Origin of the sequence: Rhizobium sp. AP16, from assembly GCF_000281735.1 — a bacterium.
Lineage (GTDB): Bacteria > Pseudomonadota > Alphaproteobacteria > Rhizobiales > Rhizobiaceae > Rhizobium > Rhizobium rhizogenes.
On the sequence record NZ_AJVM01000086.1, the window covers coordinates 24,984 to 49,695 of the forward strand.

General features: G+C 61.8%; 25 protein-coding genes. 19 read left to right on the forward strand and 6 right to left on the reverse strand.

Translation table 11 applies throughout. The annotated features are described in order from the left end of the window. Positions 1–9 precede the first annotated feature (9 nt). The 5 genes from PMI03_RS29380 to PMI03_RS29400 all read right to left on the reverse strand — a co-directional run bounded on the left by PMI03_RS29380 (position 10) and on the right by PMI03_RS29400 (position 6,596). Positions 10–1,647 (reverse strand): ABC transporter ATP-binding protein, encoded by a 1,638-nt coding sequence (locus tag PMI03_RS29380; protein ID WP_007702958.1) that lies wholly within the window; start codon positions 1,645–1,647, stop codon positions 10–12. Further along, the gene (locus PMI03_RS29385) at positions 1,644–2,795 is read right to left on the reverse strand and encodes an ABC transporter permease (RefSeq protein WP_007702962.1); all 1,152 of its coding nucleotides are present in this window, start codon (positions 2,793–2,795) and stop codon (positions 1,644–1,646) included. Before PMI03_RS29385 ends, PMI03_RS29380 begins: the two co-directional genes overlap by 4 nt. Next, entirely contained in the window at positions 2,795–3,886 is a 1,092-nt protein-coding gene (locus PMI03_RS29390) for a microcin C ABC transporter permease YejB (protein ID WP_007702966.1), read from the reverse strand. Before PMI03_RS29390 ends, PMI03_RS29385 begins: the two co-directional genes overlap by 1 nt. Positions 3,887–4,059: 173 nt before the next feature. Next, positions 4,060–5,898: an extracellular solute-binding protein gene (locus tag PMI03_RS29395; protein ID WP_007702969.1), complete on the reverse strand. Its 1,839-nt coding sequence runs from the start codon at positions 5,896–5,898 to the stop codon at positions 4,060–4,062. A 110-nt stretch (positions 5,899–6,008) separates the two neighbouring features. After that, on the reverse strand, positions 6,009–6,596 hold the full coding sequence (locus PMI03_RS29400; RefSeq protein WP_007702971.1) for a TetR/AcrR family transcriptional regulator: 588 nt from the start codon (positions 6,594–6,596) through the stop codon (positions 6,009–6,011). 397 nt (positions 6,597–6,993) lie between these two features. On the opposite strand from PMI03_RS29400, the gene mepA reads away from it, so the two are divergent. The 7 genes from mepA (at position 6,994) to PMI03_RS31945 (ending at position 13,321) form a co-directional block, all read left to right on the forward strand. Further along, positions 6,994–8,040: a penicillin-insensitive murein endopeptidase gene (mepA, locus tag PMI03_RS29405; RefSeq protein ID WP_007702974.1), complete on the forward strand. Its 1,047-nt coding sequence runs from the start codon at positions 6,994–6,996 to the stop codon at positions 8,038–8,040. 103 nt (positions 8,041–8,143) lie between these two features. Next, a complete protein-coding gene (locus PMI03_RS29410) occupies positions 8,144–8,524 on the forward strand; it encodes a methylglyoxal synthase (RefSeq protein WP_007702978.1) in 381 nt (126 codons plus the stop codon). A 32-nt stretch (positions 8,525–8,556) separates the two neighbouring features. Further along, on the forward strand, positions 8,557–9,579 hold the full coding sequence (locus PMI03_RS29415; protein ID WP_007702981.1) for a glucokinase: 1,023 nt from the start codon (positions 8,557–8,559) through the stop codon (positions 9,577–9,579). Between the two features lie 140 nt (positions 9,580–9,719). Further along, complete coding sequence (locus PMI03_RS29420; RefSeq protein ID WP_007702983.1) at positions 9,720–11,558, forward strand: ABC transporter ATP-binding protein; 1,839 nt, start codon at positions 9,720–9,722, stop codon at positions 11,556–11,558. Between the two features lie 15 nt (positions 11,559–11,573). Then, positions 11,574–12,398, forward strand: coding sequence for a 4-hydroxy-tetrahydrodipicolinate reductase (gene dapB, locus PMI03_RS29425; protein WP_007702985.1), 825 nt, complete (start codon positions 11,574–11,576; stop codon positions 12,396–12,398). Positions 12,399–12,423: 25 nt separating this feature from the next. Beyond that, complete coding sequence (locus PMI03_RS29430) at positions 12,424–13,059, forward strand: 2,3-bisphosphoglycerate-dependent phosphoglycerate mutase (RefSeq protein ID WP_007702987.1); 636 nt, start codon at positions 12,424–12,426, stop codon at positions 13,057–13,059. 91 nt (positions 13,060–13,150) lie between these two features. Continuing rightward, entirely contained in the window at positions 13,151–13,321 is a 171-nt protein-coding gene (locus PMI03_RS31945) for a hypothetical protein (protein WP_174015308.1), read from the forward strand. A 16-nt stretch (positions 13,322–13,337) separates the two neighbouring features. Here PMI03_RS31945 and phnF read toward each other — a convergent pair whose 3' ends face one another. Further along, entirely contained in the window at positions 13,338–14,072 is a 735-nt protein-coding gene (gene phnF, locus PMI03_RS29435; RefSeq protein WP_007702989.1) for a phosphonate metabolism transcriptional regulator PhnF, read from the reverse strand. 102 nt (positions 14,073–14,174) lie between these two features. Between phnF and phnG the strand changes: the two genes are divergently transcribed. The 12 genes from phnG (at position 14,175) to phnE (PMI03_RS29495) (ending at position 24,534) form a co-directional block, all read left to right on the forward strand. Next, complete coding sequence (gene phnG, locus PMI03_RS29440; protein ID WP_007702990.1) at positions 14,175–14,651, forward strand: phosphonate C-P lyase system protein PhnG; 477 nt, start codon at positions 14,175–14,177, stop codon at positions 14,649–14,651. Then, a complete protein-coding gene (gene phnH / locus PMI03_RS29445) occupies positions 14,651–15,277 on the forward strand; it encodes a phosphonate C-P lyase system protein PhnH (protein WP_007702993.1) in 627 nt (208 codons plus the stop codon). Before phnG ends, phnH begins: the two co-directional genes overlap by 1 nt. A 3-nt stretch (positions 15,278–15,280) precedes the next feature. After that, positions 15,281–16,390 carry a carbon-phosphorus lyase complex subunit PhnI gene (locus PMI03_RS29450; RefSeq protein WP_007702997.1) on the forward strand — a complete coding sequence of 370 codons (1,110 nt, stop codon included), beginning with the start codon at positions 15,281–15,283 and terminating at the stop codon, positions 16,388–16,390. Next, complete coding sequence (locus PMI03_RS29455; protein WP_007703001.1) at positions 16,387–17,283, forward strand: alpha-D-ribose 1-methylphosphonate 5-phosphate C-P-lyase PhnJ; 897 nt, start codon at positions 16,387–16,389, stop codon at positions 17,281–17,283. The genes PMI03_RS29450 and PMI03_RS29455 overlap by 4 nt, the downstream gene beginning before the upstream one ends. Continuing rightward, positions 17,280–18,056 carry a phosphonate C-P lyase system protein PhnK gene (gene phnK, locus PMI03_RS29460; protein WP_007703004.1) on the forward strand — a complete coding sequence of 259 codons (777 nt, stop codon included), beginning with the start codon at positions 17,280–17,282 and terminating at the stop codon, positions 18,054–18,056. Before PMI03_RS29455 ends, phnK begins: the two co-directional genes overlap by 4 nt. Positions 18,057–18,068: 12 nt before the next feature. Beyond that, entirely contained in the window at positions 18,069–18,776 is a 708-nt protein-coding gene (gene phnL / locus PMI03_RS29465; RefSeq protein ID WP_007703007.1) for a phosphonate C-P lyase system protein PhnL, read from the forward strand. Further along, positions 18,773–19,390, forward strand: a complete 618-nt coding sequence (locus tag PMI03_RS29470; protein WP_007703009.1) for a DapH/DapD/GlmU-related protein — start codon at positions 18,773–18,775, stop codon at positions 19,388–19,390. Before phnL ends, PMI03_RS29470 begins: the two co-directional genes overlap by 4 nt. Before the next feature lie 94 nt (positions 19,391–19,484). Further along, the gene (locus tag PMI03_RS29475) at positions 19,485–20,048 is read left to right on the forward strand and encodes a pyridoxamine 5'-phosphate oxidase family protein (RefSeq protein ID WP_007703013.1); all 564 of its coding nucleotides are present in this window, start codon (positions 19,485–19,487) and stop codon (positions 20,046–20,048) included. A 226-nt stretch (positions 20,049–20,274) separates the two neighbouring features. Continuing rightward, positions 20,275–21,129, forward strand: coding sequence for a phosphonate ABC transporter ATP-binding protein (gene phnC, locus PMI03_RS29480; protein WP_007703015.1), 855 nt, complete (start codon positions 20,275–20,277; stop codon positions 21,127–21,129). Between the two features lie 95 nt (positions 21,130–21,224). Beyond that, the gene (phnD, locus tag PMI03_RS29485) at positions 21,225–22,130 is read left to right on the forward strand and encodes a phosphonate ABC transporter substrate-binding protein (RefSeq protein WP_007703018.1); all 906 of its coding nucleotides are present in this window, start codon (positions 21,225–21,227) and stop codon (positions 22,128–22,130) included. Positions 22,131–22,198: 68 nt separating this feature from the next. Next, positions 22,199–23,179, forward strand: a complete 981-nt coding sequence (gene phnE / locus PMI03_RS29490) for a phosphonate ABC transporter, permease protein PhnE (protein ID WP_007703021.1) — start codon at positions 22,199–22,201, stop codon at positions 23,177–23,179. Between the two features lie 8 nt (positions 23,180–23,187). Further along, positions 23,188–24,534: a phosphonate ABC transporter, permease protein PhnE gene (phnE, locus tag PMI03_RS29495; RefSeq protein WP_007703024.1), complete on the forward strand. Its 1,347-nt coding sequence runs from the start codon at positions 23,188–23,190 to the stop codon at positions 24,532–24,534. Positions 24,535–24,712 lie beyond the last annotated feature (178 nt).

A 24,712-nucleotide genomic window follows, 5' to 3' on the forward strand; every position in this document is an offset into this window, starting at 1 on the left:
CAATGCTCTCTATTGCTGGATGGCGGCGGTCGGAACCGCCTCGATATTGAACGCGGCAGCGAGGAGCGCCTTGGTGTAATCCTCTTGCGGCGCGCGGAAAACATCCGCCGACGGCCCCTGCTCCACCACCTTGCCGAAGCGCATGACGATTAGGTCATTGGCAAGCGCCTTCACCACCTTCAGGTCGTGACTGATGAAGAGGTAGGCGAGGTCATGGCGCTGCTGCAGGTCGCGCAGGAGATCGACCACCTGGGCCTGCACGCTCATGTCGAGCGCCGATGTCGGCTCGTCCAGCATGACGAAACGCGGCTTCAGCACCATGGCGCGGGCAATGGCGATGCGCTGGCGCTGGCCGCCGGAGAATTCATGCGGGAAACGCCAGCGGGTCAAAGGATCGAGACCGACCTCTTCCAGTGCCCAACAGACGCGCCGGTCACGCTCTTCCGACGACAGGGATGCTTCATGCACCTTCAGCCCCTCGGCGATGATATCACCGACCGACATGCGCGGGCTGAGCGAGCCATAGGGATCCTGGAAGACGACTTGCAACTGGCTACGCAGCGGCCGCATCTCCTTGAAGGAATAGTCGGCGATATCCTTGCCGACGAAGGCGATGCGGCCCTTGGACGAGATCAGCCGGGCGAGCGCCAGGCCGAGCGTCGTCTTGCCGGAACCGCTCTCGCCGACGACGCCGAGCGTCTGGCCGGCGCGAAGCTTCAGATCAATGCCATCGACCGCCTTTACATGATCGACCACCTTGCGCATCAGCCCGGCCTTGATCGGGAACCAGACCTTGATGTCGGAGCCTTCCATGACCACCGGCTTGCTGGTGTCGCTGACCGGCGGCTCGCCGCGCGGTTCGGCGGCCAGCAGATGACGGGTATAGTCGTGCTGCGGGTTGGTGAAGACCTCTTCGACCGTACCGGTCTCGACGATCTTGCCCTTGGTCATGACGCAGACGCGGTCGGCGAATTTGCGGACGATACCGAGATCATGGGTGATGAACAGCATCGACATACCGTGCACGCCCTTGAGATCGCGCAGCAGTTCGAGGATCTGCGCCTGCACGGTGACGTCGAGCGCCGTGGTCGGCTCGTCGGCGATCAGCAGCTCCGGCCGATTGGCGAGCGCCATGGCGATCATCACGCGCTGGCGCTGACCGCCTGACAGCTCATGCGGATAGGCCTTCAGGCGCTTTTCCGGCTCGCGGATACCGACCTGATTGAGAAGCTCCAGCGTGCGGCGGCGGGCCTGCTGGCCGACCACGCCCTGATGCAGCGCCAGGATTTCCGTGATCTGCTTTTCGATCGAGTGGAGCGGATTGAGCGAGGTCATCGGCTCCTGGAAGATCATCGTGATGTCGTTGCCGCGCACGGCGCGCAGCTCATTATCCGACGCCTTCAAGAGGTCCTTGCCCTTGAACAGGATTTCGCCTGAGGGGTGGCTGGCGGACGGATAGGGCAAAAGCTTCAGGATCGAGTTCGCCGAGACCGACTTGCCGGAGCCGGATTCGCCGACCAGCGCCAGCACTTCGCCCTTATGAATATCAAACGAGATGCCGTCGACGGCTGTCGAGGTTCGGCCACCCTGATGAAAGGCGACGGAGAGATTACGGACGGACAGCAAGAGGGTCGAATTGTCGCTCATCGGAACGTCTTCCTCGGATCGAACGCATCACGCACGGCCTCGCCGACAAAGATCAGCAGTGACAGCATGATCGACATGGTGAAGAAGGCGGAGAGGCCGAGCCACGGGGCCTGCAGGTTGGACTTGCCCTGGGCGATCATCTCACCCAGCGACGGCGAACCGGGCGGCATGCCAAACCCCAGGAAATCCAGCGAGGTCAGGGTTGTGATCGAGCCGGAGAGAATGAAGGGCACGAAGGTGAGGGTCGCGACCATGGCGTTGGGCAGCAGGTGGCGATACATGATGGTGATATTGTTGACGCCGAGCGCGCGGGCCGCACGTACATATTCGAAATTGCGCGCCCGCAGGAATTCGGCGCGCACGACGCCGACGAGACCCACCCAGGAAAACAGCAGCAATATGCCGAGCAGGATGAAGAAGCCGGGCGGCAGCACCGAGGCGATGATCAGCAGGATATAGAGCACCGGCATCGACGACCATATCTCGATGAAGCGCTGCAACAGAAGGTCCGTCCAGCCGCCGAAATAGCCCTGGACGGCGCCGGCGGCGACGCCGACGACGGCCGAGCAGATGGTCAGCGCCAGGCCGAACAGCACCGAGATGCGGAAGCCGTAGATCATGCGCGCAAAGACATCGCGCGCCTGGTCGTCCGTGCCGAGCCAATTGAGATTGCTCCAGGTGCAGTTGGGATCAGCAACGCCCTGGGCATAGCCGGAGCAGCGCTGTTCCTTGGTCATCAGCCAGAAGGGCGCGGTCGGGGCCGATATGCCCTGCGGAAGATTGGAATTGGCAGTCTGGTAGGAATAGTGGATCGGCGGCCAGATCATCCAGCCATGGGCGTTGATCTCGTCTTCGATATCCCCGGAGCGATAATCCGTCTGCGCCAGGAAGCCGCCGAACTTCTCCTCGGGGTAGTCGACCAGAACCGGCACCAGGATCTCGCCCTTGTAAGAGACGAGGATCGGTCGGTCATTGGCGATGAATTCCGCCCCGAGGCTGAAGAAGAACAGAACCAAGAACAGCCAGAGGGACCAATAGCCACGGCGGTTCGCCTTGAAATTCTGCCAGCGGCGAATGTTGGTCGGGGAGAAGAGACCCTTGCGTGGCGGCTTGATCGTTGCCGTCGGTACACTGCTCGCAGCATCCATCAGACGTCCCTCCGCTCGAAATCGATGCGCGGGTCGATCCAAGTATAGATCAGGTCCGAGATCAGGCTGACGAAGAGGCCGAGCAGCGAGAAGATGAAGAGCGTCGCGAAGACGATCGGATAGTCGCGCTGGACGACGGAGAGATAGCTCAAGCGGCCGAGGCCATCGAGCGAGAAGATATTCTCGATCAGCAGCGAGCCGGTGAAGAAGGCTGAGATGAAGGCGCCGGGAAAGCCGGCGATGACGATGAGCATGGCGTTGCGGAAGACATGGCCGTAGAGCACGCGGCGCTCGCTCAACCCCTTGGCGCGGGCGGTGATGACATATTGCTTCTTGATTTCCTCGATGAAGGAATTCTTGGTGAGCAGCGTCGTGGTGGCGAAGGCGGCAAGCGACAGCGAGATCAGCGGCAGGACGAGATGCCAGAGATAATCGAGGATCTTCTGCCACCAGTTGAGATCGGCAAAATTGTCCGAGACGAGACCGCGCAGCGGAAACCAGTCGAAGAAGGAGCCGCCGGCGAAGAGCACGATCAGCATGATGCCGAAGAGGAAGCTCGGGACGGCATAGCCGACGATGATGACGCCGGAAGTCCAGACATCGAAGGTCGATCCATCCTGGATCGCCTTACGGATGCCGAGCGGGATCGAGATGGCATAGGAAAAGATCAGGATCCAGATACCGAGCGAGATCGACACCGGCAGCTTCTCGGCGATCAGATCGATCACCGAGGTATTGCGGAAGAAGCTCTCGCCGAAATCGAAGCGGATATAGTTCCACATCATCTGCCCGAAGCGCTCCAGCGGCGGCTTGTCGAAGCCGAACTGCTTGTTGAGCTTGGCGATCAGCTCCGGATCGAGCCCCTGCGCGCCGCGATATTTCGAACCGCCATCGTCGGTCGCCTGCTGGGCCAGCATATCCCCGCCGCCGGAGAGGCGGCCGCTGGCATTGTCGGCCTGGCCGGTCAGTTGCGCGATCATCTGCTCGACGGGTCCGCCGGGCGCAAATTGCACGATGGTAAAGGAGATCGCCATGATGCCGACAATGGTCGGGATCATCAGCAGCAGACGTCTGAGGATATAGGCACCCATCAGCCCGTCACTCCCTCATCGAGGAACATGCCTGCCCCGGCCTTCATCCATCCGTCGTTCAAATCGCTTATTCCCTTCCGCCGCGTAAAGCCCGGCGTCGTCATGTCACGTAGAAATTGCCGAATCGGCATGGGGCATTTGGAGCCCAGCCCGCCCGCCATTGCAAGAGCCGCTCATTTTGCGACGCTTTTCGACCACCAGAGATCGGGGAAGCCGATGGAGTAATAGGGTAGCTCCGCTGGATGATCGAATTTGTCCCAATAGGCTATCCTGGTCGTCGTCCCGTAGAAGGTCGGCAGAACATAGTGATGAGCGAGCAGCACCCGGTCGAGCGCCCTGGTTGTCGCTTCCTTTTCTGGTACGTCTTTTGCGAAGATCACCTTCTGGATGAGGGCGTCGATGCCTGGGTCGGCTATACCAGCGTAATTGCGGGACCCTTGGCGGCCGGCGGACGCGGAGCCCCAGAATTCGGCCTGCTCATTGCCAGGGTTCAGCGTCTGCGCCCAGACGACCCAGATCATGTCATAGTCGAAGCTGCGAATGCGGTTAATATACTGCGAGGGATCGACGGTCCTGACGCTCGCATCGATGCCAATGCGCTTCAGGTTCTGTATATAGGGCAGCACGGATCTTTCCAGCGAGGGATTGTTCAGCAGGAGTTCCAGCGAAAACGGCTGGCCGCTCTGCGCGTTCACCATCTTGTTGCCTTTGAGAACCCAGCCCGCCTCCTTGAACAAACCAATAGCCTTGCGAAAATTATCGCGCGTCTTCTGCGGATCGCCGCCGACAGGGTTGGTATAGGGCGAGGTAAAGACCTCTGCGGGTATCTTGTCCCTGACACTATTCAGAACGTTGAGTTCCTCCCCTTGCGGAAGACCAGAGGAGGCGAATTTGGTGCCGAAAAAGAAGCTGTCGACCCGCGTCAACTTCCCGAAGGAAAGGGTTCGGTTCAGCTCCTCGAAATCGTAAACATAGTTCAGCGCCTCACGGACGCGCTCGTCCTTGAATTGTTCACGCCGCATATTGGGAACCAGAGCCTGCATGATGCCGACCGAGCGCAGCGTGTTGGGTAGCTCCTCCCGCTTGATGCGACCGTCCTTGGCGGCCGGGAAATCGTAGCCGGTCACCCAATGGCTTGTCGAATTATCCTGCCAGTAATCGATGACGCCACTTCGGAACGCCTCGAAAGCAACGTCGTAGTCAGAAAAATAGAGATAGTTAATCGCGCCGAAATTGTTCTCGCCGACGTTGATCGGCAGGATCTTGCCCCAATAATCGTCGCGCAGTTCGTAGCGGATCGAAGCACCCGGCTGGACTGATGCGATCCTGTAGGGTCCGGACCCCATGACCGGCTCAAGCGTCGTGCGTGTGATATCGCGCGGCTTGCCGTCGGGGCCTTTTGCTTCCCACCAATGTTTCGGCACAATGGTAAGCTGGCCCAGGATCGAAGGCATCTCCCGGTTGCCCTTTTCATCGAAGTGAAAGGTGACATCGCGCTCGCCGGTCTTCTCGGCGCTCACGACATGCCCGTAGTAGCTGGCCGCCTGCGGATTGAGTTCCTTGAATTTCTCGAAGCTGAAGATGACGTCCTCGGGCGTTACCGGCGTGCCATCGGCCCACTTCGCTTCAGCGCGCAGCCGGAAGGTGGCGCTTGAAACGTCATCGGGATAGGAAACGCCCTCGGCAAGCAGGCCATAGGAAGAATTGGCCTCATCATCGGCCTTCTTCAGCAGCGTATCGTAGATCAGCTCTATCCCGTCGGCGGGATTGCCCTTGAACAAGACCGGATTGAACGTATCGAACGTGCCGATGCTCGACTGCTTCAGCTCTCCACCCTTCGGCGCATCCGGATTGACGTAGTCGAAATGTTTGAAGCCGGGCTGATATTTCAGGTCGCCGAGAATGGCGGTGCCGATGCGGAATTGCGACTCATCGGCATTGGATGGCGCCGGCAGGGCCAGCAGGCAGAAAAGAGAAACAACCAAGCCTGCTTTCAACCGCGACAATGCCATTCATGATCCCCTGATGATTTGAATGGAATCAAGCATAAGGCAAATGAGGGCAAAAAACAGGACGGAATTGCTGACCTCTTCGCGAGGCCACCGATAAGTACCCGACGAAATCAGGCTTTTGCCGTGGCTTCCTCCAGGCGCTTGCGCAGCATCAGGCGCAATTCGCGGATAAGGCGCCGGTCCTCAACCGCTTCCGGCTCGTTGGCGGCAATGACGGCGATGCGGATCAATTCGAGAATGATCGCCGACATCAGGGCGACGTCGTCGGTGACCGGTGGCTCGGCGCGTCGCAGGATGGAGGAAATCAGCTCCTTCACCTCCGCCCGCGAGCGCAGCTTGCGATCCCTCGGAATATCCCGGCGCGCGGCAAGCACCGGATATTCGGGAAACGTCTCGATGAAGGCCGCGAGCCTGTCGAAGATCGCCTCGCCGCTATCAGCAGCCGAAAGGCCGCCGCTCTTTTCCGCGATGTCTTGAAACACCGCCTTCAGCCGCTCCAGCCGATCGATATGCAATGCTTCAGCAAGCAGCGGCTTGGTCGGAAAAAATTGATAGAGCGAACCGATCGACGAATGCGCCTTTGCGGCAATCTCCGTCATCGTCGCGGCATCATAACCCTTATCGACGAAAACCGTCGCGGCCGCTTCCAAAAGCACAGCCACACGATCATGACCGCGCCGGCGTTTGGGTGTCCGCATTTGCGGCTCGCCGGTCGATGTCTCCGCGGGTTGTCCGCTATTTGTCCCCACCCCTTATTCCCCTTTGCAATCCCCAAGCTACCACTACGCTCGTCTCAACCGACCCGAGACCCAGGCTCCGGTTCCCAACCATCGGCGCACTCCCCAACTCGCGCGGCAGATGGTCGAGACCATGGTCATTGTGACTGTCGGATTTTCCGCAGACTATGCCGGCACTGTCAACCGGCCGGCCAAGGAAACCCTGCGATTTCCAGGGGGAGATTGCTGCCGACCGTCGGTAATGGAATGAAGACTGGAGGTACGGGCAGCCGGAAAATCGATTCCGATTTTCGGGGTTATGCGGTAGATTTCGTTGCAAATCACTTCGGCCAACGCCGGCAGCATCTCAAGGAACCACATGATTTCCCTCCTGGTTCGAACCATCAGCACCGTCAGCAAACTAGCCCTCGCCACGACGATCGGTGCTAGCCTCGTTACCGGCGATGCGCTGGCCCAGCAGGCCGGCCCGACGCCCGGCAGTGCCAAGGCGATCTTCGGTGGGGTGGCGCTGCCGACAGCAGGGCAGTCGCAATCGATCGGCTTTTACGCCAAGGGCTGCCTCTCCGGCGCCGTGGCGCTGCCGACCGATGGACCGACCTGGCAGGCGATGCGCCCGTCGCGCAACCGTCGCTGGGGCCGGCCGGAGATGATCGGGCTGCTCGAACGCCTGTCGCGCGACGCGGCAAAATATGACGGCTGGCCGGGCTTGCTGGTCGGTGACATGGCGCAGCCGCGCGGCGGGCCGATGTTTAACGGCCATGCTTCGCATCAAATCGGCCTCGACGCCGACGTCTGGCTGACGCCGATGCCGTCGCGGACGTTGACGGCGGCCGAGCGCGAAAGCCTGCCCTTCACCTCGATGCTGGCGAAGGACAAGTTCCTGACCATCAACGACCGGGTCTGGACGCCGGCGCATGCCCGCCTCCTGATGCGCGCCGCCAGCTATCCCGAAGTCCAGCGCATCTTCGTCAATCCGGCGATCAAGAAGAAAATGTGCGACAGCTGGACCGGCGACCGCACCAATCTCGGCAAGCTGCGCCCGGAATATGGCCACGACTCGCATTTCCACATCCGCTTGAGCTGCCCGGCGGGCTCGGTCGGCTGTACGCCGCAGGCCCCGGTTACCGCCGGTGACGGCTGCGACAAGACGCTTGCCTGGTGGCTCGGTCCCGAGCCCTGGGCCAAACCGAAGCCCAGCACCAAGCCGCCGGTAAAGCCCCGCGAGGTCATGGTGTCAGACCTCCCCAAGGCCTGCCAGGCGGTGCTGGACGCCCCCTCGGTGCCCTCGGCCCGCGCCGCCACCTATGGCATCAAGGCGGCAGCCCCGACGACGGCGACCGGCACGCTGCCGGTTTCGAGCAGCGGCACGGGCAACACGCCGCCCGGCAGCATTCCGCAGCAGTGAAGCGCCAAGATCTGATCTGACATTGGCCGGTCTTTCAAAGCCCGGCCTCTTGGTATAGAAGGCGGATAAATCGATTAAAAATCCGGGACGGAGTGGGAATTTCATGGCCGGCGGCAAATGCATCGCGCTGATCGCGCATGATCAGAAGAAGGATGCAATGGCGGAGTTTGCACGCCGCAACGAGGATGTGCTTGCCGATTGGCATATCGTCGCCACGGGCACCACCGGCGGCCGCGTGCTGGATGCCTGCCCCGACCTGAAGGTCACCCGCCTGAAAAGCGGCCCACTCGGCGGCGACCAGCAGATCGGCGCGATGATCGCTACCGGCGATATCGACATGCTCATCTTTTTCATCGATCCGCTCACCCCCATGCCGCACGATGTCGATGTCAAGGCGTTGACTCGGCTTGCCGTTCTCTACGACATTCCGATGGCCCTTAACGAAGCCACCGCAGAACGCCTGATCAAGACACTGAACCATTAATCCGCCTTCAGGCGGCAGACACGGACCTGTCCATGCCCGAGCTCAATCACAGCGAAGCCCCCCTGCCCTTTCCGATCCTGATCGGCGATATCGGCGGTACCAATGCGCGTTTCTCCATTGTCATCGATGCTCATTCCGAGCCGGCGCATTTTCCGATCGTGCAAACTGCCAATTTCAAGACGATCGACGACGCGATCGAGGAAGCGCTTTCCAAGTCGGCGGTGCGGCCGCGCTCGGCGATCCTTGCCATGGCCGGCCCGGTGCGTGGCGACGAAATTCCGCTGACCAATTGCGACTGGGTGATCCGCCCGAAGACGATGATCGCCAATCTCGGCATGGAAGATGTGCTGATCATCAATGATTTCGAAGCGCAGGCGCTGGCGATCGCCGGTATTTCCGAAGAGCATCGCGCCACCATCGGCGAGATATCGGAAGGCATGGTCGCCTCGCGCGCCGTGCTCGGCCCGGGCACCGGCCTCGGCGTCGCCGGCCTCGTTCATGCCCAGCACGCCTGGATCCCCGTGCCCGGCGAAGGCGGCCATATCGACCTCGGACCGCGCAGCGAGCGCGATCTGCAGATCTGGCCGCATCTGGAAACGATCGAGGGCCGCATTTCCGCCGAGCAGGTCCTCTGCGGCCGCGGCCTGCAGAACCTCTACCATGCCATCTGCAAGACCGACGGCATCGATCCCAGCCTCAAGGAACCGGCCGATATCACGGCGCATGCGCTCGCTGAAACCAACATTCAGGCCGAAGAGACCCTGACGCTGTTCGTCACCTATCTCGGTCGCGTCGCCGGCGATATCGCGCTGGTCTTCATGGCGCGGGGTGGCGTCTATATCACCGGCGGCATCTCGCAAAAGATCCTGCCGGCGCTGCAGACGCCGGAATTCCGCGCCGCCTTCGAAGACAAGGCGCCGCATACCGCGCTCTTGAAATCGATCCCGACGCATGTGGTCACCCATCCGCTGGCGGCACTCTCAGGACTCACGGCCTATGCCCGCGCACCGGCCAGTTTCGGCCTGGCAACGGACGGACGGCGCTGGCGGCGTTGATCCGATCAGGGCCGCAGGCAGCCTTTTTGAAGGGGCTTCCTTCCCTTATAATGATCTTGGCTCCATGGCTTGCCCCTTAACCAGTGCGGCAGGCCATCTCTAGCCAAAGCCGTCCTAACTCTTTATAGAGCCGCGAAAGCATGTGCCATGTGCGGCTCGCTTGGTTTGAGACAGGAAGCCGATTTTTGAAATCGCCCAACACGAAAAAGACCGATATCGACAGCGAAGCCATTACCGTTGTCCTGAAGCGCGTTATAGCTGAAAACGGCCGCGATCATATCTGGGGCTATTCGATCGCAATCTTCTGCCTCGTCGTCGTCGCAGCATCCACGGCGATGATGGCCTTTGTTATGAGGCCGATCGTCAACGGAGCTTTCTACGAGCGCCGCGCCGAAGTTATGTGGCTGATTTGTCTTGCTATATTTGCGGCTTTTATAGCGCGTGGTTTTGCCGGCTATTTTCAATCGGTCATTCTGTCCAAGATCGGCAATGACATCATTGCTCGCTATCAACGGCGCCTCTATGCGCATTTGATGACGCTGTCAGTCGGTTTTTTCAGTGAAGCTCGCTCTGCTCAGATTGCCGCGCGGGTCAGCCAGAACGTTTCCGGCATCCGCGATGTGATGAACCTCGTCATCACGTCTACGGCGCGCGACTTTCTGTCATTCGTCTTTCTGCTCGGCAACATGGTCTATCAGGACCCATTGCTCAGCCTTATCTTTTTCGTCATTGCCCCACCTGTGTTTCTGGCCTTGCGCCACATCTCCAAGCGCCTGCGCGCCGTCACGCGCGAGGCGGTCGTTCTCAACAGCCGCGTGCTTGGCGCGATGCAGGAAACCATTCAAGGCATTTCCATCGTCAAGGCCTTCACGATGGAGCCCGAACTCGACCGCAAGATCAACAAGCTGATTACGGCAGCAGAGAATCGACAAAACCGTATTGTTCGCATTTCCGAGCGTAACGGCCCGTTGATCGAAACTGTTGCCGGCTTTGCCGTCGCCGGTGTCTTTGCCTATGCCGCCTACCGTTCGATTTATGAAAATGTGCCGCCAGGCGCCGTGTTTTCCTTCATCGTGTCGCTACTTTTGGCTTATGATCCGGCCCGCCGCCTTGCCAAATTGCAGACGCAGCTTGAACGCGCGGTCGTCAACGCACGGATGATCTACGAACTGCTCGACATGGAACCGCGCCAGCGCGATCTGCCGGACGCCAAGCCGCTGGTCGTCACCGATGCCCGTATCGAATTTCGCGACGTACAGTTTGCCTATGGCGACGACACCGTTCTATCGGGCGTGAGCTTCACTGCCGAAGGTGGACAAACGACGGCGCTCGTCGGCCCCTCCGGCGCCGGTAAATCCACCGTCATCAACCTCATTCCGCGCTTCTACGACCCGAAGGCCGGCAGCATCCTGATCGACGGGCAGGACATCAGCCACGTCACCAAGCAGTCGCTGCGCGAGCATCTCGCCTATGTGTCGCAGCAGCCCTACCTTTTCGAAGGCACGATCCGCGACAATATCCGGTATGGCCGTCTGGAAGCGACCGATGCCGACATCGAGGAAGCAGCCCGGCACGCTTACGCCCATGACTTCATACTGGCGCAACCGCAGGGCTACGACACCCCGGTCGGTGAAAACGGCGTGACGCTTTCCGGCGGCCAGCGGCAGCGCCTGTCGATTGCCCGCGCGCTGGTGCGCAATGCGCCGATCCTCCTTTTGGATGAAGCCACATCGGCGCTCGATACCGAGTCGGAAGCGGCCGTGCAGAAGGCATTGGACGAAGCCATGAGCGGCCGCACGGTCGTCGTCATCGCCCATCGCCTGTCGACGGTGGTCCGGGCCGAGAAGATCATTGTCATGCAGAATGGGCGCGTCGTCGAAGAGGGCAACCACGAGACGCTTGCGGAGGCCGACAATGGCCTTTACGCTCGCCTCAACAGCCTTCAGCGGCCGGCCGTTTCCGGCAATTCCCGCAAATAAGACGATAGAGACGACATGAGCGACGATGCGATGAAGCTGGTGGTGGTGGGCGCGGCAGGCCGCATGGGTCAGGCTCTGATCCGCCTCATCCACGCCACCGAAGGCCTGACCCTACACGCCGCCGTCGCGCGCCCCGGTTCGGCTTTCATCGGCAAGGATGCCGGCGAGATCGCCGGGCTGGGGCAGATCGGCATTCCCGTCACCGACGATCCGCTTTCCGCCTTCCTGCATGCCGACGGCGTTATCGACTTCACCACGCCGGCAACCAGCGTCACCTTCGCCGACCTCGCCGCCCAGGCGCGCATTGTCCACGTCATCGGCACCACCGGCTGCTCTGCCGAAGACGAGACCAGGTTCAAGGCTGCCGCCCGACACGCCCGCATCGTCAAGTCGGGCAATATGGGCCTCGGCATCAACCTTTTGAGCGTCCTTGTCGAGCAGGCCGCGCGGGCGCTTCCGCCGGCCGATTGGGACATCGAAGTCTTGGAAATGCACCATAAGCACAAGGTCGACGCGCCATCGGGCACCGCCCTGCTGCTGGGTGAAGCCGCTGCCAAGGGGCGTGGCATCGATCTCGGCGATCATTCCGTGCGCGTACGCGACGGCTATACCGGCCCGCGTCCGGCGGGTTCGATCGGCTTTGCCACGCTGCGCGGCGGTGCCGTCATCGGCGATCACTCAGTTATTTTTGCCGGCGAAGGCGAGCGGCTGACGTTGTCCCATAGTGCGGGCGACCGGTCATTGTTTGCCCGCGGCGCGCTTCAAGCGGCTCTCTGGGCGCGCGACAAGAAGCCCGGCCTTTATTCCATGCTCGATGTCCTCGGGCTTTCCACACGTTGATACGATCCTTTCAAGGAGTGACATTATGAGCGGTACTCTCGTCCTCGTTCGCCACGGCCAGAGCGACTGGAATTTGAAGAATCTCTTTACCGGCTGGAAGGATCCCGACCTGACAGCGCTGGGCGTTGAAGAAGCCAAGACCGGCGGCAAGGCGCTGGCCGATTACGGCATCAAATACGACATCGCCTTCACCTCGGTGCTCACCCGCGCCCAGCACACGCTGAAGATCATCCTCGATGAAGTCGGTCAGCCCGGCCTGGAAACGATCAAGGATCAGGCGCTGAACGAGCGCGACTATGGCGATCTCTCCGGCCTCAACAAGGACGACGCCCGCGCCAAGTGGGGCGAGGAACAGGTACATATCTGGCGCCGCTCCTACGACGTGCCCCCGCCCGGCGGCGAAAGCCTGCGCGACACCGGCGCCCGCGTCTGGCCTTATTACCTCACCGAAATCCTGCCGCGCGTGCTCGCCGGCCAGAAAGTGCTCGTCGCCGCCCACGGCAATTCGCTGCGCTCACTGGTCATGGTGCTCGACCGCCTGACCAAGGAACAGATCCTGGCGCTTAACCTCGCGACCGGCGTGCCGATGGTCTACAAGCTCAACGCCGACTCCACCGTCGCTTCCAAGGAAGTGCTCGGCGACATGTCCGGCGCGCATTGAGCGGCTGCGCTACCACGGCTGACTATTCTTGATGCTCTCATATGCTACGCTACGCATGCGGCGTAGCATATGAGCTGACGATGGAACGAGAATGAAACACGAAAAAGACGTGATTAGTTATAGCGCTTGGTTTCGGCAGCAGATACTGGCGGGACAGAATTCTGCCAATGCAGGTAATCTTATTCCCGCTGGCGAAGTAGAAGCCGAATTCGCTGCTCTACGGGAAGAAACCCGCAGCAAGCTGGATAGACAGCTTTCTTAAAATTCAGATTACAGCTTCAATTCTCGATCGTGAACCGCACCCGATCCGCGGCAAAGCGTGAGATCGAATATTGCACCGGCACGCCGTCGAGATCGGCGTTCAATGCCCTGGTATTCATGACGATGGCACCGGGGGAGAGTTCGAGGTCGGTGAGGTCACCTTCCTCCGCATGGGTGGCGGTGATTTCCGTGACGACACGAACATAATCGGCGACGCCGAGTTCGCGGAAAGCCTTGGTGATCGAGCCGGTGGTTCCATAGATCTCAGCGATATCGGCAAAGCGGTCGGCGGGAAACCAGCTCGTAGCGCGTGACACCGGGCGATGGTCGGCCCGGCCGATCGTTTCCAGCCGGACGACGGCTGCGCCAGGTGTCAGCTTCAGCCAGCGGGCCACCTCGGCACTGGCAATTTCACGGCTGGCCGCCACCAGCACGCTGCGCGCTTCGCGCGCCTGATCGCCGATCCCTTGAGAAAATCGTGTCCGTTTCGAGATCGGGAAATTCAGGCGTTCCTTGCGCTCGATCAGGGTGCCCCGCCCCTGCACGGCGCGAACGATGCCTTCCTGCCCCAAAGCGGCCAGCGCGCTTCGCACCGTATGCCGGTTGACGCCGAACTGCAGCGCCAGCGCCGTTTCCGGCGGCACCATGCCGGTCTCGTCGAAATCGCCCTGATTGATCGACGCGCGAATCCGGTCGGCAATCTGCCGCCAGAGCGCCACGCCCGTCTGTCTCTGTACCTTCTGCCCCGCCATATTTCCCGCTTGTCCTGTCATACGCTTGTCACGTCGCCCCAATAGATATAAAACATACCTTGTATGGTTGTCTATATCAATAGACATTTTGAGGAAGACGCGATGAATTCAGCACAGAGGCAAGAGGTAGCTGCGCAGGAGCGCCGGGAACGCAAGCGCACGGCGGACCTTCTGGCCCGGGCCGAGCGCGACGAGCTCGATGCGGCCTGGGAAGCACTGTCCGACAAGCCGGCTATCCAGCCCGTGCGTGGGCCAGAAACCGGTCTCGTCATGGTGCGCGGGCGCATCGGCGGCGGCGGCGCACCTTTCAATCTCGGCGAGGTCACGGTAACCCGCGCTACCATCAGACTCGCCTCCGGCACGGTCGGCCACGCGCATGCGCTCGGCACCGACCGCGAGAAGGTACGGCTGGCGGCGATCTTCGACGCGCTCTGGCATCAGCCGGCCACCAAGGATTTCGTCGAGAAGGCGATCCTGCTGCCGATCACCGAGCGGATCGCCGGACGGGATCGGCAAAGAGCCGAAGAGACGGCCGCTACCCGCGTCGATTTCTTCACCATGGTCCGCGGAGAAGACTGATGACCCTTTCCAACACCATCACCCCTGACAACGATGCCCTGACCGGCGGCTTTACCAACCCGGTCTTCGACGCGCAGAGCGTCTTCAAGATGATGATGGACGCGATGGCGCGGCCGGGAACCCTGCAAACGGTCGTCTCCGACATCGCACCGCCCGCACCCCTCGGCATCGCCGCCGGCGCCATTGCGCTCACCCTTTGCGACCATGACACATCGGTCTGGATGTCGGGCGGCCTTGCGCGCTCGACCATGCCGGAATGGCTCGGCTTCCACACCGGCGCGCCGGTGACGTCCGAAAAGCTCGAGGCCCGCTTTGCCTTCGTCGAAGCCGGCGTGCTGCTCGCTTCGCTCAACCAGTTCGATGTCGGCACCCAGGAATATCCCGACCGCTCGACGACGATCGCGCTGGAAATCGCGAGCCTCGAAGGCGGCAAGGAACTGGCGCTCTCCGGCCCTGGGATTGCCGACATCAACATGATTGCGCCCATCGGCCTGCCGGACACGTTCCTGCGCTTCTGGAACGACAATCGCGCGCTCTTCCCGCGCGGTGTCGACCTCGTTCTGACGGCCGGACGGCAATTCCTCTGCCTGCCGCGCACCACCAAGATCATCGCGACGGAGATCTGACGCATGTATGTTGCCGTAAAAGGCGGCGAAGCCGCCATCGCCAATGCTCACCGGCTGCTCGCCGATCGTCGCCGCGGCGACCGCTCGCTGCCGGCGCTCGGCATCGACCAGATCGTCGCGCAGCTTGCGCTTGCCGTCGACCGCGTCATGGCCGAAGCCTCGCTTTATGACCGGACGCTCGCAGCACTTGCCGTGCGCCAGTCGCGCGGCGATATGATCGAGGCGATCTTCCTACTGCGCGCCTACCGCACGACGCTGCCGCGCTTCGGCTATTCCCAGCCGCTGGATACGGCGGCGATGAAGATCGAACGCCGCATCTCCGCTACCTACAAGGACCTGCCGGGCGGCCAGCTTCTCGGCCCTACCTTCGATTATACCCACCGCCTGCTCGACCCGAGCCTGCTCACCGACGAGCCGGTGGACGAGCCGATGCAGCGGTCGGCGGAAGAGGGTCGCGTCATGCGAGTCTCCGAAATCCTGGCCGAAGAAGGGCTGATCGAGGGCGATGGCGAGATGCCGATCGATCACGAAACCGGCGACCTGACGCGCGAGCCGATGGAATTCCCGATGACCCGCGACCTGCGCCTGCAGGCGCTCGCCCGGGGCGACGAGGGTTTTCTTCTGGCGCTTGGCTATTCCACCCAGCGCGGCTATGGCCGCAACCATCCCTTCACCGGTGAAATCCGCATCGGAGAAGTCGAGGTCGAACTCGACGTGCCGGAACTCGGTTTCGCCGTCTCACTGGGCAGCATCCAGGTGACCGAGTGCCAGATGGTCAACCAGTTCAAGGGCTCGGCCAAGGCGCCGCCGCAGTTTACCCGCGGCTACGGCCTTGTCTTCGGCCAGAGTGAGCGCAAGGCCATGGCCATGTCGCTGGTCGACCGGGCGCTACGCGCCGACGAGCTCGGCGAGGATATCGTCGCCCCCGCCCAGGACGAGGAGTTCGTCATCTCCCATTCCGACAACGTGCAGGCAACCGGCTTCGTCGAACATCTGAAGCTGCCACACTATGTCGACTTCCAGGCCGAACTCGACCTGGTGCGCCGCATGCGCCGCGACTTCGAGGCCGCCCGCGACGGCGGCAAGGATCCCCTGACGGAGGCAGCCGAATGACCGATCTCGCCACCTACAACTTCGCCTATCTCGACGAACAGACCAAGCGGATGATCCGCCGCGCCATCCTGAAGGCGATCGCCATTCCCGGCTATCAGGTGCCCTTCGCCTCGCGCGAAATGCCGATGCCCTATGGCTGGGGCACCGGCGGCGTGCAGCTCACCGCGGCGATCATCGGGCCGGACGACGTCCTGAAAGTCATCGACCAGGGCGCCGACGACACCACCAACGCCGTCTCCATCCGCGCCTTCTTCCAGAAGGTCGCCAATGTCGCGGTCACCACCCGCACGGAAGAGGCGACGATCATCCAGACGCGCCACCGCATCCCGGAAGCCAAGCTCGGCCCCAACCAGGTGCTGGTCTACCAGGTGCCGATCCCGGAACCCTTACGCTTCCTGGAACCGCGCGAGACCGAGACCCGCAAGATGCATGCACTCGAGGAATACGGCCTCATGCATGTGAAGCTCTACGAGGACATCGCCCGCAACGGCCGCATCGCCACGACATATGCCTACCCGGTCAAGGTCGCCGGCCGCTACGTGATGGACCCATCTCCGACGCCGAAATTCGACAATCCGAAAATGCACCTGTCGGATGCGCTGCAGCTCTTCGGCGCCGGCCGCGAGAAGCGCATCTATGCGGTGCCGCCCTATACCGACGTGGTCAGCCTCGATTTCGAGGATCACCCCTTCGAAGTACAGCGCTTCGAGAAGCCCTGTGCGCTCTGCGGGGCCGAGCAGGTCTATCTCGACGAAGTGATCCTCGACGACAAAGGCGGACGGATGTTCGTCTGCTCCGACACCGATTTCTGTGAAGACCGCCGCGCCCACGGCCATGTCGGCCCGATGCTGGCGCCAAATGGGCCGGCACCCAATCAGGAGGCCGCCGAATGAGCGACACACCACTCCTCAAGGTCAAGGACATCTCGAAATTCTACGGCAGTCGCATCGGATGCCGTGACGTCTCCTTCGATCTCTGGCCCGGCGAAGTCCTGGCCATCGTCGGCGAGAGCGGCTCGGGCAAGACCACCTTGCTCAACTGCATCTCGACGCGGCTGCTGCCGACCACCGGCAGCGTCGAATACCACATGCGCGACGAGACCTATCGCGACCTCTTCCGCATGAACGAGGCGGAGCGTCGCTTTCTGATGCGTACCGACTGGGGCTTCGTCCACCAGAACCCCGCCGACGGGTTGCGCATGACGGTCTCGGCCGGCGCCAATGTCGGCGAGCGGCTGATGGCGATCGGCAACCGTCACTACGGCAATATCCGCGCCACGGCGGTCGACTGGCTGGAACGCGTCGAAATCGATGCCGACCGCATCGACGACCAGCCGCGCGCCTTTTCCGGCGGCATGCGCCAGCGCCTGCAGATCGCCCGCAATCTGGTGACCGGCCCGCGCCTGGTATTCATGGACGAGCCGACCGGCGGCCTCGACGTCTCGGTGCAGGCACGCCTGCTCGACCTCGTGCGTGGCCTCGTCAACGATCTCGGCCTGTCGGCGATCATCGTCACCCACGACCTCGCCGTCGCCCGCCTGCTGTCGCACCGCATGATGGTGATGAAGGACGGATACGTCATCGAACATGGTCTGACCGACCGCGTGCTCGACGATCCGCGCGAACCCTACACGCAGCTGCTCGTCTCTTCGATCCTGCAGGTCTGAGGAAATAAGATCATGGCAACCCCCCTCGTCGTTTCCGAAGTCTTCAAGAGCTTCACCATGCATCTGCGCGACGGCATTCGCCTGCCTGTCGTCGCCGATGTCTCCTTCTCGGTCGCAGCCGGCGAATGCGTCGTGCTCGGTGGCCCCTCCGGCATCGGCAAGAGCTCGCTCTTGAAGATGATCTACGGCAACTATGCCGTCGACGCCGGTCAGATCCTGGTGGCGCACAAGGACAGGATCACCGATCTCGCCACCGCCGATCCGCGCACCGTGCTCGAGGTTCGCCGCCATACCATGGGCTATGTCAGCCAGTTCCTGCGCACCGTGCCGCGCGTGGCCGCCATCGATGTCGTCGCCGAGCCGCTTCTGGCGCGCGGCGTGGTACTGGCGGATGCCCGGCAAAGGGCCGGCGCCCTGCTCGCCCAGCTCAACCTGCCGCAAGAGCTCTGGCAGTTGCCGCCCGCCACCTTCTCCGGTGGCGAGCAGCAGCGCGTCAATATCGCCCGCGGCTTCATCACCGACCACGCCATCCTGCTGCTCGACGAGCCGACGGCCTCCCTCGATGCCCGGAACCGCGCCGTCGTGGTCTCGATGATCGAGGAGAAGAAAAAGGCCGGCGTCGCCCTGCTCGGCATCTTCCACGACGAGGAAGTGCGCGAAGCGGTCGGTAGCCGGATTCTCGACGTCTCCCGCTTCTCACCCAGAAAGTCCGCCGCATGAGCCGCCAACTGGGCGAATCGCCCTTCATCAGCCCGACAGCAACGGTCAAGAACTCGACGTTCGGCCGCTACACCGAGGTCTCGGAGCGTTGCCGTATCGACGAAGTCGAGATCGGCGATTATTCTTACATCATGCAGGACGGCGCCGTCTGGTGCGCGACGATCGGCAAGTTCGTCAACATCGCCGCCAGCGTCCGCATCAACGCCACCAACCATCCGACATGGCGGGCGACGCTGCATCACTTCACCTATCGCGCCGCCGATTATTGGCCGGATGCCGATATGGAGACGGATTTCTTCACCTGGCGGCGCGAGAACCGCGTCGTGATCGGTCATGACGTCTGGATCGGCCACGGCGCCACCATCCTGCCTGGTGTTGCGGTCGGCAATGGTGCCGTCATCGGCGCCGGTGCCGTCGTTTCCAAGGATGTCGCCCCCTATACGATCGTCGGTGGCGTACCGGCCAAGCTCATCCGCGAGCGTTTCACCACCGAGGTCGGCGCGCGGATGGACAAGCTTGCCTGGTGGGACTGGGATCACGCCACTCTGCGCACGGCGCTGACCGACTTCCGCGCCCTTTCCGCCGAGGATTTTTTGATCCGCTACGGCGCATGAGGACGTTTTTCGCCGATACGGGGCTTGCGCCGGCCGACTGAGGATCCAGCGTCTGGCGACCCTTTGAGACCAGATATTCGAGGGAGACGCCTTCATGGCAAAACAGTTCGAAAGCATCGATGACCGGCTGAACGATTTCATTGCCCGGCAACATATCTTCTTTACGGCATCTGCGACCGGGACGTCCCGCGTCAACGTTTCGCCCCGCGAGACGCTGTGCCTGCGCATCATCTCACCCAATACCGCCATCTATCTCGACCGCACCGGCAGCGGCAACGAGACCTCGGCGCATATGAAGGCCGATGGGCGGCTGACCATCATGTTCTGCGCCGTCGCGGGGCCGCCGATGATCCTGCGCCTCTATGGGCGCGGCCGGATCATTCACCGGACATCGGCTGAATACCGGGAATTGCTGCATACCCATTATGCCGGCGACGAACCGCTCGGTGCCCGCCAGATCGTCTGGCTGGATATAGACCTCGTCCAGACCTCCTGCGGCTTCGGCGTGCCGCTCTTTTCCTATGAAGGCGAAAGGCCGAGCCTCGATCAATGGGCCAAGGCCAAGGGTCCCGATGGTATCGAGGAATATCGGCGGGAAAAGAACGTCCGCAGCATGGATGGTCTCCCAACGGGTTTATTTGACGCCGACAGCAACTAATGCGGCTCCACTGAATCATCCCACCGCACCAATAGCGGGGGATTGTAACAACACTTACACAAATCTGACATCGGAGCTTCATGAAGCGGCGATAATGCGTTGCCTATACTTGGCGCACAGCCGCTCGAAATTCCGTTTTGAGCCAAGGCACCTGTGCCTATTCATAGTTAGTAGCGCGACGTCAATGCCAGCTGCGGACCAAAGCAGCGGCGAAAGGGAAAGCTTCATGTTCGAGCTCAAGAATGTCTCGCGCCGGTTCGGAAACAAGCTCGCTGTCGATTCCGTGACGTTGGACATTCCGCAAGGACAGATGGTTGGCGTCATCGGCCGCTCGGGCGCCGGCAAGTCCACGCTGCTGCGCATGATCAACCGCCTCGCCGACCCGACTTCCGGCTCGATCCATTTCGCCGGCACCGAGGTTTCCAAGCTGAGTGGCCGGGCGCTGCGCAACTGGCAGCGCGACTGCGCCATGATCTTCCAGCAGTTCAACCTGGTCCCGCGCCTCGACGTCTTGACCAACGTCATGCTCGGCCGCCTCAACCAGCGCTCGACCGTCATGAGCCTTCTCTCGGTCTTCACCCGTGAAGAGCGCATCGAAGCGATCGCGGCACTCGGGCGCCTCGGCATCGAGCAGACCGCATTGCAGATGGCCGGCACGCTGTCGGGCGGCCAGCAGCAGCGCGTCGCCATCTGCCGCGCGCTGATGCAGCAGCCGAAGATGATGCTCGCCGACGAGCCGATCGCCTCGCTCGATCCGCTCAACGCCAAGATCGTCATGGACGCTTTGCGCGACATCAACGAGCGCGAAGGCATCACCGTCATCACCAACCTGCATACGCTGGATACGGCCCGCAACTATTGCGAACGCATCGTCGGCATGGCCGCCGGCCGTGTCGTCTTCGACGGCAAGCCGTCCGACCTGACGGCCGCAGCAGTCAAGGAAATCTACGGCACCGACAAGGATGGCGCCGGTGTCGACGAGACGATGACGTCGACCGCCATCAACATTCCCGATCAGGCCGCGCAAGCCGCGGCACATGCATCCGCCGGCCTGCAACCGCTGGCACTGGCCGGTCCCTGAGAGGGAGCCGGCCGCGATCGAGAGCCCGCGTCAAGGGCGCATTTTTTCAGACCGAAGACATCCGGGGACACACCGGTTAACCAGGAGACGAACCCATGTTGAAGAAGACCCTTCTTGCAGCCACGGCGCTTCTCGCGCTTGCCGGCGGCGCTGCCGCTCAGGACCTCAAGGAATTCCGCGTCGGTATTCTCGGTGGCGAAAACGAAGCCGACCGCCTGCGCAACTATGCCTGCCTCTCCGATCACCTGAAGAAGGAATTCGGCTTCGAGAAGGTATCGCTGTTCCCGGCCGCCGACTATGACGGCGTTATCCAGGGTCTTCTCGGCGGCACGCTCGACTTTGCCGAACTCGGCGCTTCCGGCTATGCAGCCGTCGCTATCAAGGACCCGAAAGCCGTCACCCCGATCCTGACCACGCAGCAGGCTGACGGCTCGACCGGCTATTACTCGATCGGTCTCGCGCTCAAGTCCTCCGGCATCAAGAGCATCAAGGACGCCAAGGGCAAGAAGCTCGGCTACGCCGATCCGGACTCCACCTCGGGCTATCTCGTTCCGCTGACGCAGATCCCGAAGGACACCGGCATGCCGAACGACAAGTTCTTCGCCTCGACCCAGTTCAACGGCGGTCACGAGAACAACCTGCTCGCCGCCTATGACGGCAAGGTCGACGTCGCTGTCGACGACTCCTCGGGCCTCGGCGACTTCAAGGACGGCTACACCTCCGGCACCTTCCGCAAGGAAGTCGACAAAGGCGCCGTCGACCCGAACAAGCTCGTTGAAGTCTGGCGTTCGCCGCTGATCCCGAACGGCCCGCTCGTCGTTCGCAACGCTCTCGGCGCCGAATGGCAGACCAAGCTGACCGACTTCTTCCTGAAGCTCCCGACCGCCGACGCCAAGTGCTTCAACGCCATCGAAGGCGGCGACTTCAAAGGCTACGTCAAGGTCAAGCCGGACTTCTACAACGCCGTTATCGAAGTTCGCAAAGCTGCCATCGGCGGCTGATCTTCGTCCTGACTGCGAGGCGGCCGGCAACGGCCGCCTCTTTGCTATTTTTCAAGGCGGTATTTTTCATGACGATTGCCGATGCCCAGCCACAGATGCAGAGCGCGCCCCACAGCGCCAAGGAGATCGGCGATGCCTGGAGCCGCATGGTGGCCCGGCGCCGTCTCTATACCGGGCTCGGGCTCGCGATCCTGATCATCGCCTTCGTCAGCTCCGTCCGCTTCGCTGACGAGAGCAATGCAGGCCATTTCTTCGACCGCCTGCCGCATCTCTTCGATTTCCTGAGCTGGCTGATCCCCAAGGATTGGGCCGACGTCTATCGCGCACTCTTCGATCTTGCGAGCCCGAACGGCGCAAACGGCGTTGGCGGCGAAGAATTCAATTTTCCCCTCGGCCGCGTCTATGTCTGGGGCAATTTCTACATTCCCGAATATTTCGAGCTGATGATCATCACGATCAACGTGGCGCTGGTATCGACCATCATCGGTTTCATCGTCGCCCTGCCTCTCAGCTTCTTTGCCGCCCGCAACATGTCGCCGTCCAATCCTGTACGGCTGGTGACGAAGCGCGTCATGGAATTCCTGCGCGCCTTCCCCGAGATCGTCATTGCCGGGCTGTTTTCGGCGATCCTGTCGATCGGCCCGATCGCCGCCATCATCGCCGTCGGCCTGCACACGATCGGCGCGCTCGGCAAGCTCTTCTACGAAGTCGTCGAAAATATCGACATGAAGCCGGATGAGGGCATGAAAGCGGTCGGCGCCAGCTGGACGGAGCGCGTCCGCTTCGGCGCCCTGCCGCAGGTGATGCCGAATTTCATGTCCTATGCGCTGCTGCGCCTGGAAATCAACGTCCGCGCCTCGACCATCATCGGCGCCGTCGGCGGCGGCGGCATCGGCGAGGAGCTAAAGCTGTCTATCTCGCGCGGCTTCGGCGCCAAGACGGTGGCGCTCGTGCTGCTGCTCTTCATCACCATCATCGCCGTCGATCAGTTTTCCGCATGGCTCCGTCGCCGTCTCGTCGGCGAACATGCCTTCCTTCTGCAGCATTGAGGTCGCCCATGTCCGTTATCGACGCCAGCCGCATGCAGGATATCGAAGCACGCTACCCGGAGATCCTGCACCGATCCTTTCGCCAGCGCTTTGGTGCCCTGATGGTCTTCATCGGCGTGATCCTCTACGGCTTCTACGCCGTCTGGTTCTTCGACCTGCCGAAAGTCATCACTGAGGCCCACTGGGAGCGCGTCGGCATCTATCTGAGCGAATGGGTCAGCTACGACGTACAGCCGGAATTCCGCATTTCCGGCGACACGATCAGCATCAAATATCCGCGCTTTTCGCCGCTGGGTGATAATCCGCACCCGGATTGGGTGACAAACAACCCCGACGGCAGCTTGACAGTCTCGGTCAGCGGCACCAGCCGCACCGTGACGATCACCAAGACACAGGCGATCCTCACCGCGCATGGTGTCACTATCCCGATCGACATCACCGGCGACGTGCCAAAGGTGATCGGCTCGGAGCCGGTTCCCGCCTGGATGACGGTCTATGACGATAATATCCTCGTGGACATGGGTTTTGCCGGCAATGTCAGCATCTCCACGGACCGCGTGAAAATCCGCAAGCGCTTCATCGGCTGGGCGAATTTCGTCTTCGACACGCATTCGCCCTTCTTCGACAAGCCGGCGGGCGAAGTCATCAGCCTGATCGTCTCCGGTCCCCGGCTCAATCCCGATGAATCGAACCTTTCGCTCGCCTTCGACAATGTCTGGAACAATGCCGCTTGGCAGCACGGTGATGTCTGGTCCAAGCTGTTCCAGACCATCGTCATGGCCTTCCTCGGCACGCTGCTCGGCTCAGTCGTCGGCTTCCCACTGGCCTTCCTCGCAGCGCGCAACATCACACCAAACCGGCTGCTCAATCAGGTGCTGAAACGCTTCTTCGACTTCCTGCGCTCGGTCGACATGCTGATCTGGGCGCTGTTCCTGACCCGCGCCTTCGGCCCCGGACCGCTTGCCGGCAGCGGCGCGATTTTCCTCACCGAGACCGGCACGCTCGGCAAGCTCTACTCCGAGGGCCTTGAGAATATCGACAACAAGCCGCGCGAAGGCGTGAAGTCCACCGGTTCGTCAACCATCCTCGTGCATCGCTACGGCATCATGCCGCAGATCGTTCCCGTCATCGTCAGCCAGACGCTCTATCAATGGGAATCCAACGTGCGTGGCGCCACCATCATCGGCGCGGTCGGCGCCGGCGGCATCGGCCTGAAGCTATGGGAAGCCATGCGTACCAACGCCAATTGGGAAAACGTCGCCTATATGGTGCTGCTGATCCTGATCGTCGTCTTTCTGTTCGACGCCGCCTCCAGCGCGCTGCGGACACGCCTGATGGGCACGCAAAACAGGTAAAAAAGACAACAAAAAACCGTATCGCATCATCATTTTGTCACGGGAATCCTTTAGCGGAAGCCCGGGCAGGATAAGATCGGGCGCACCGGGTTTAGCCGGATTCGATTCGATACCGTCTGGCCTCTCTTGCGGTTTGGCGCAAATCACCCAACAGTGTCTCGCGCAGCCGATTTTTCCA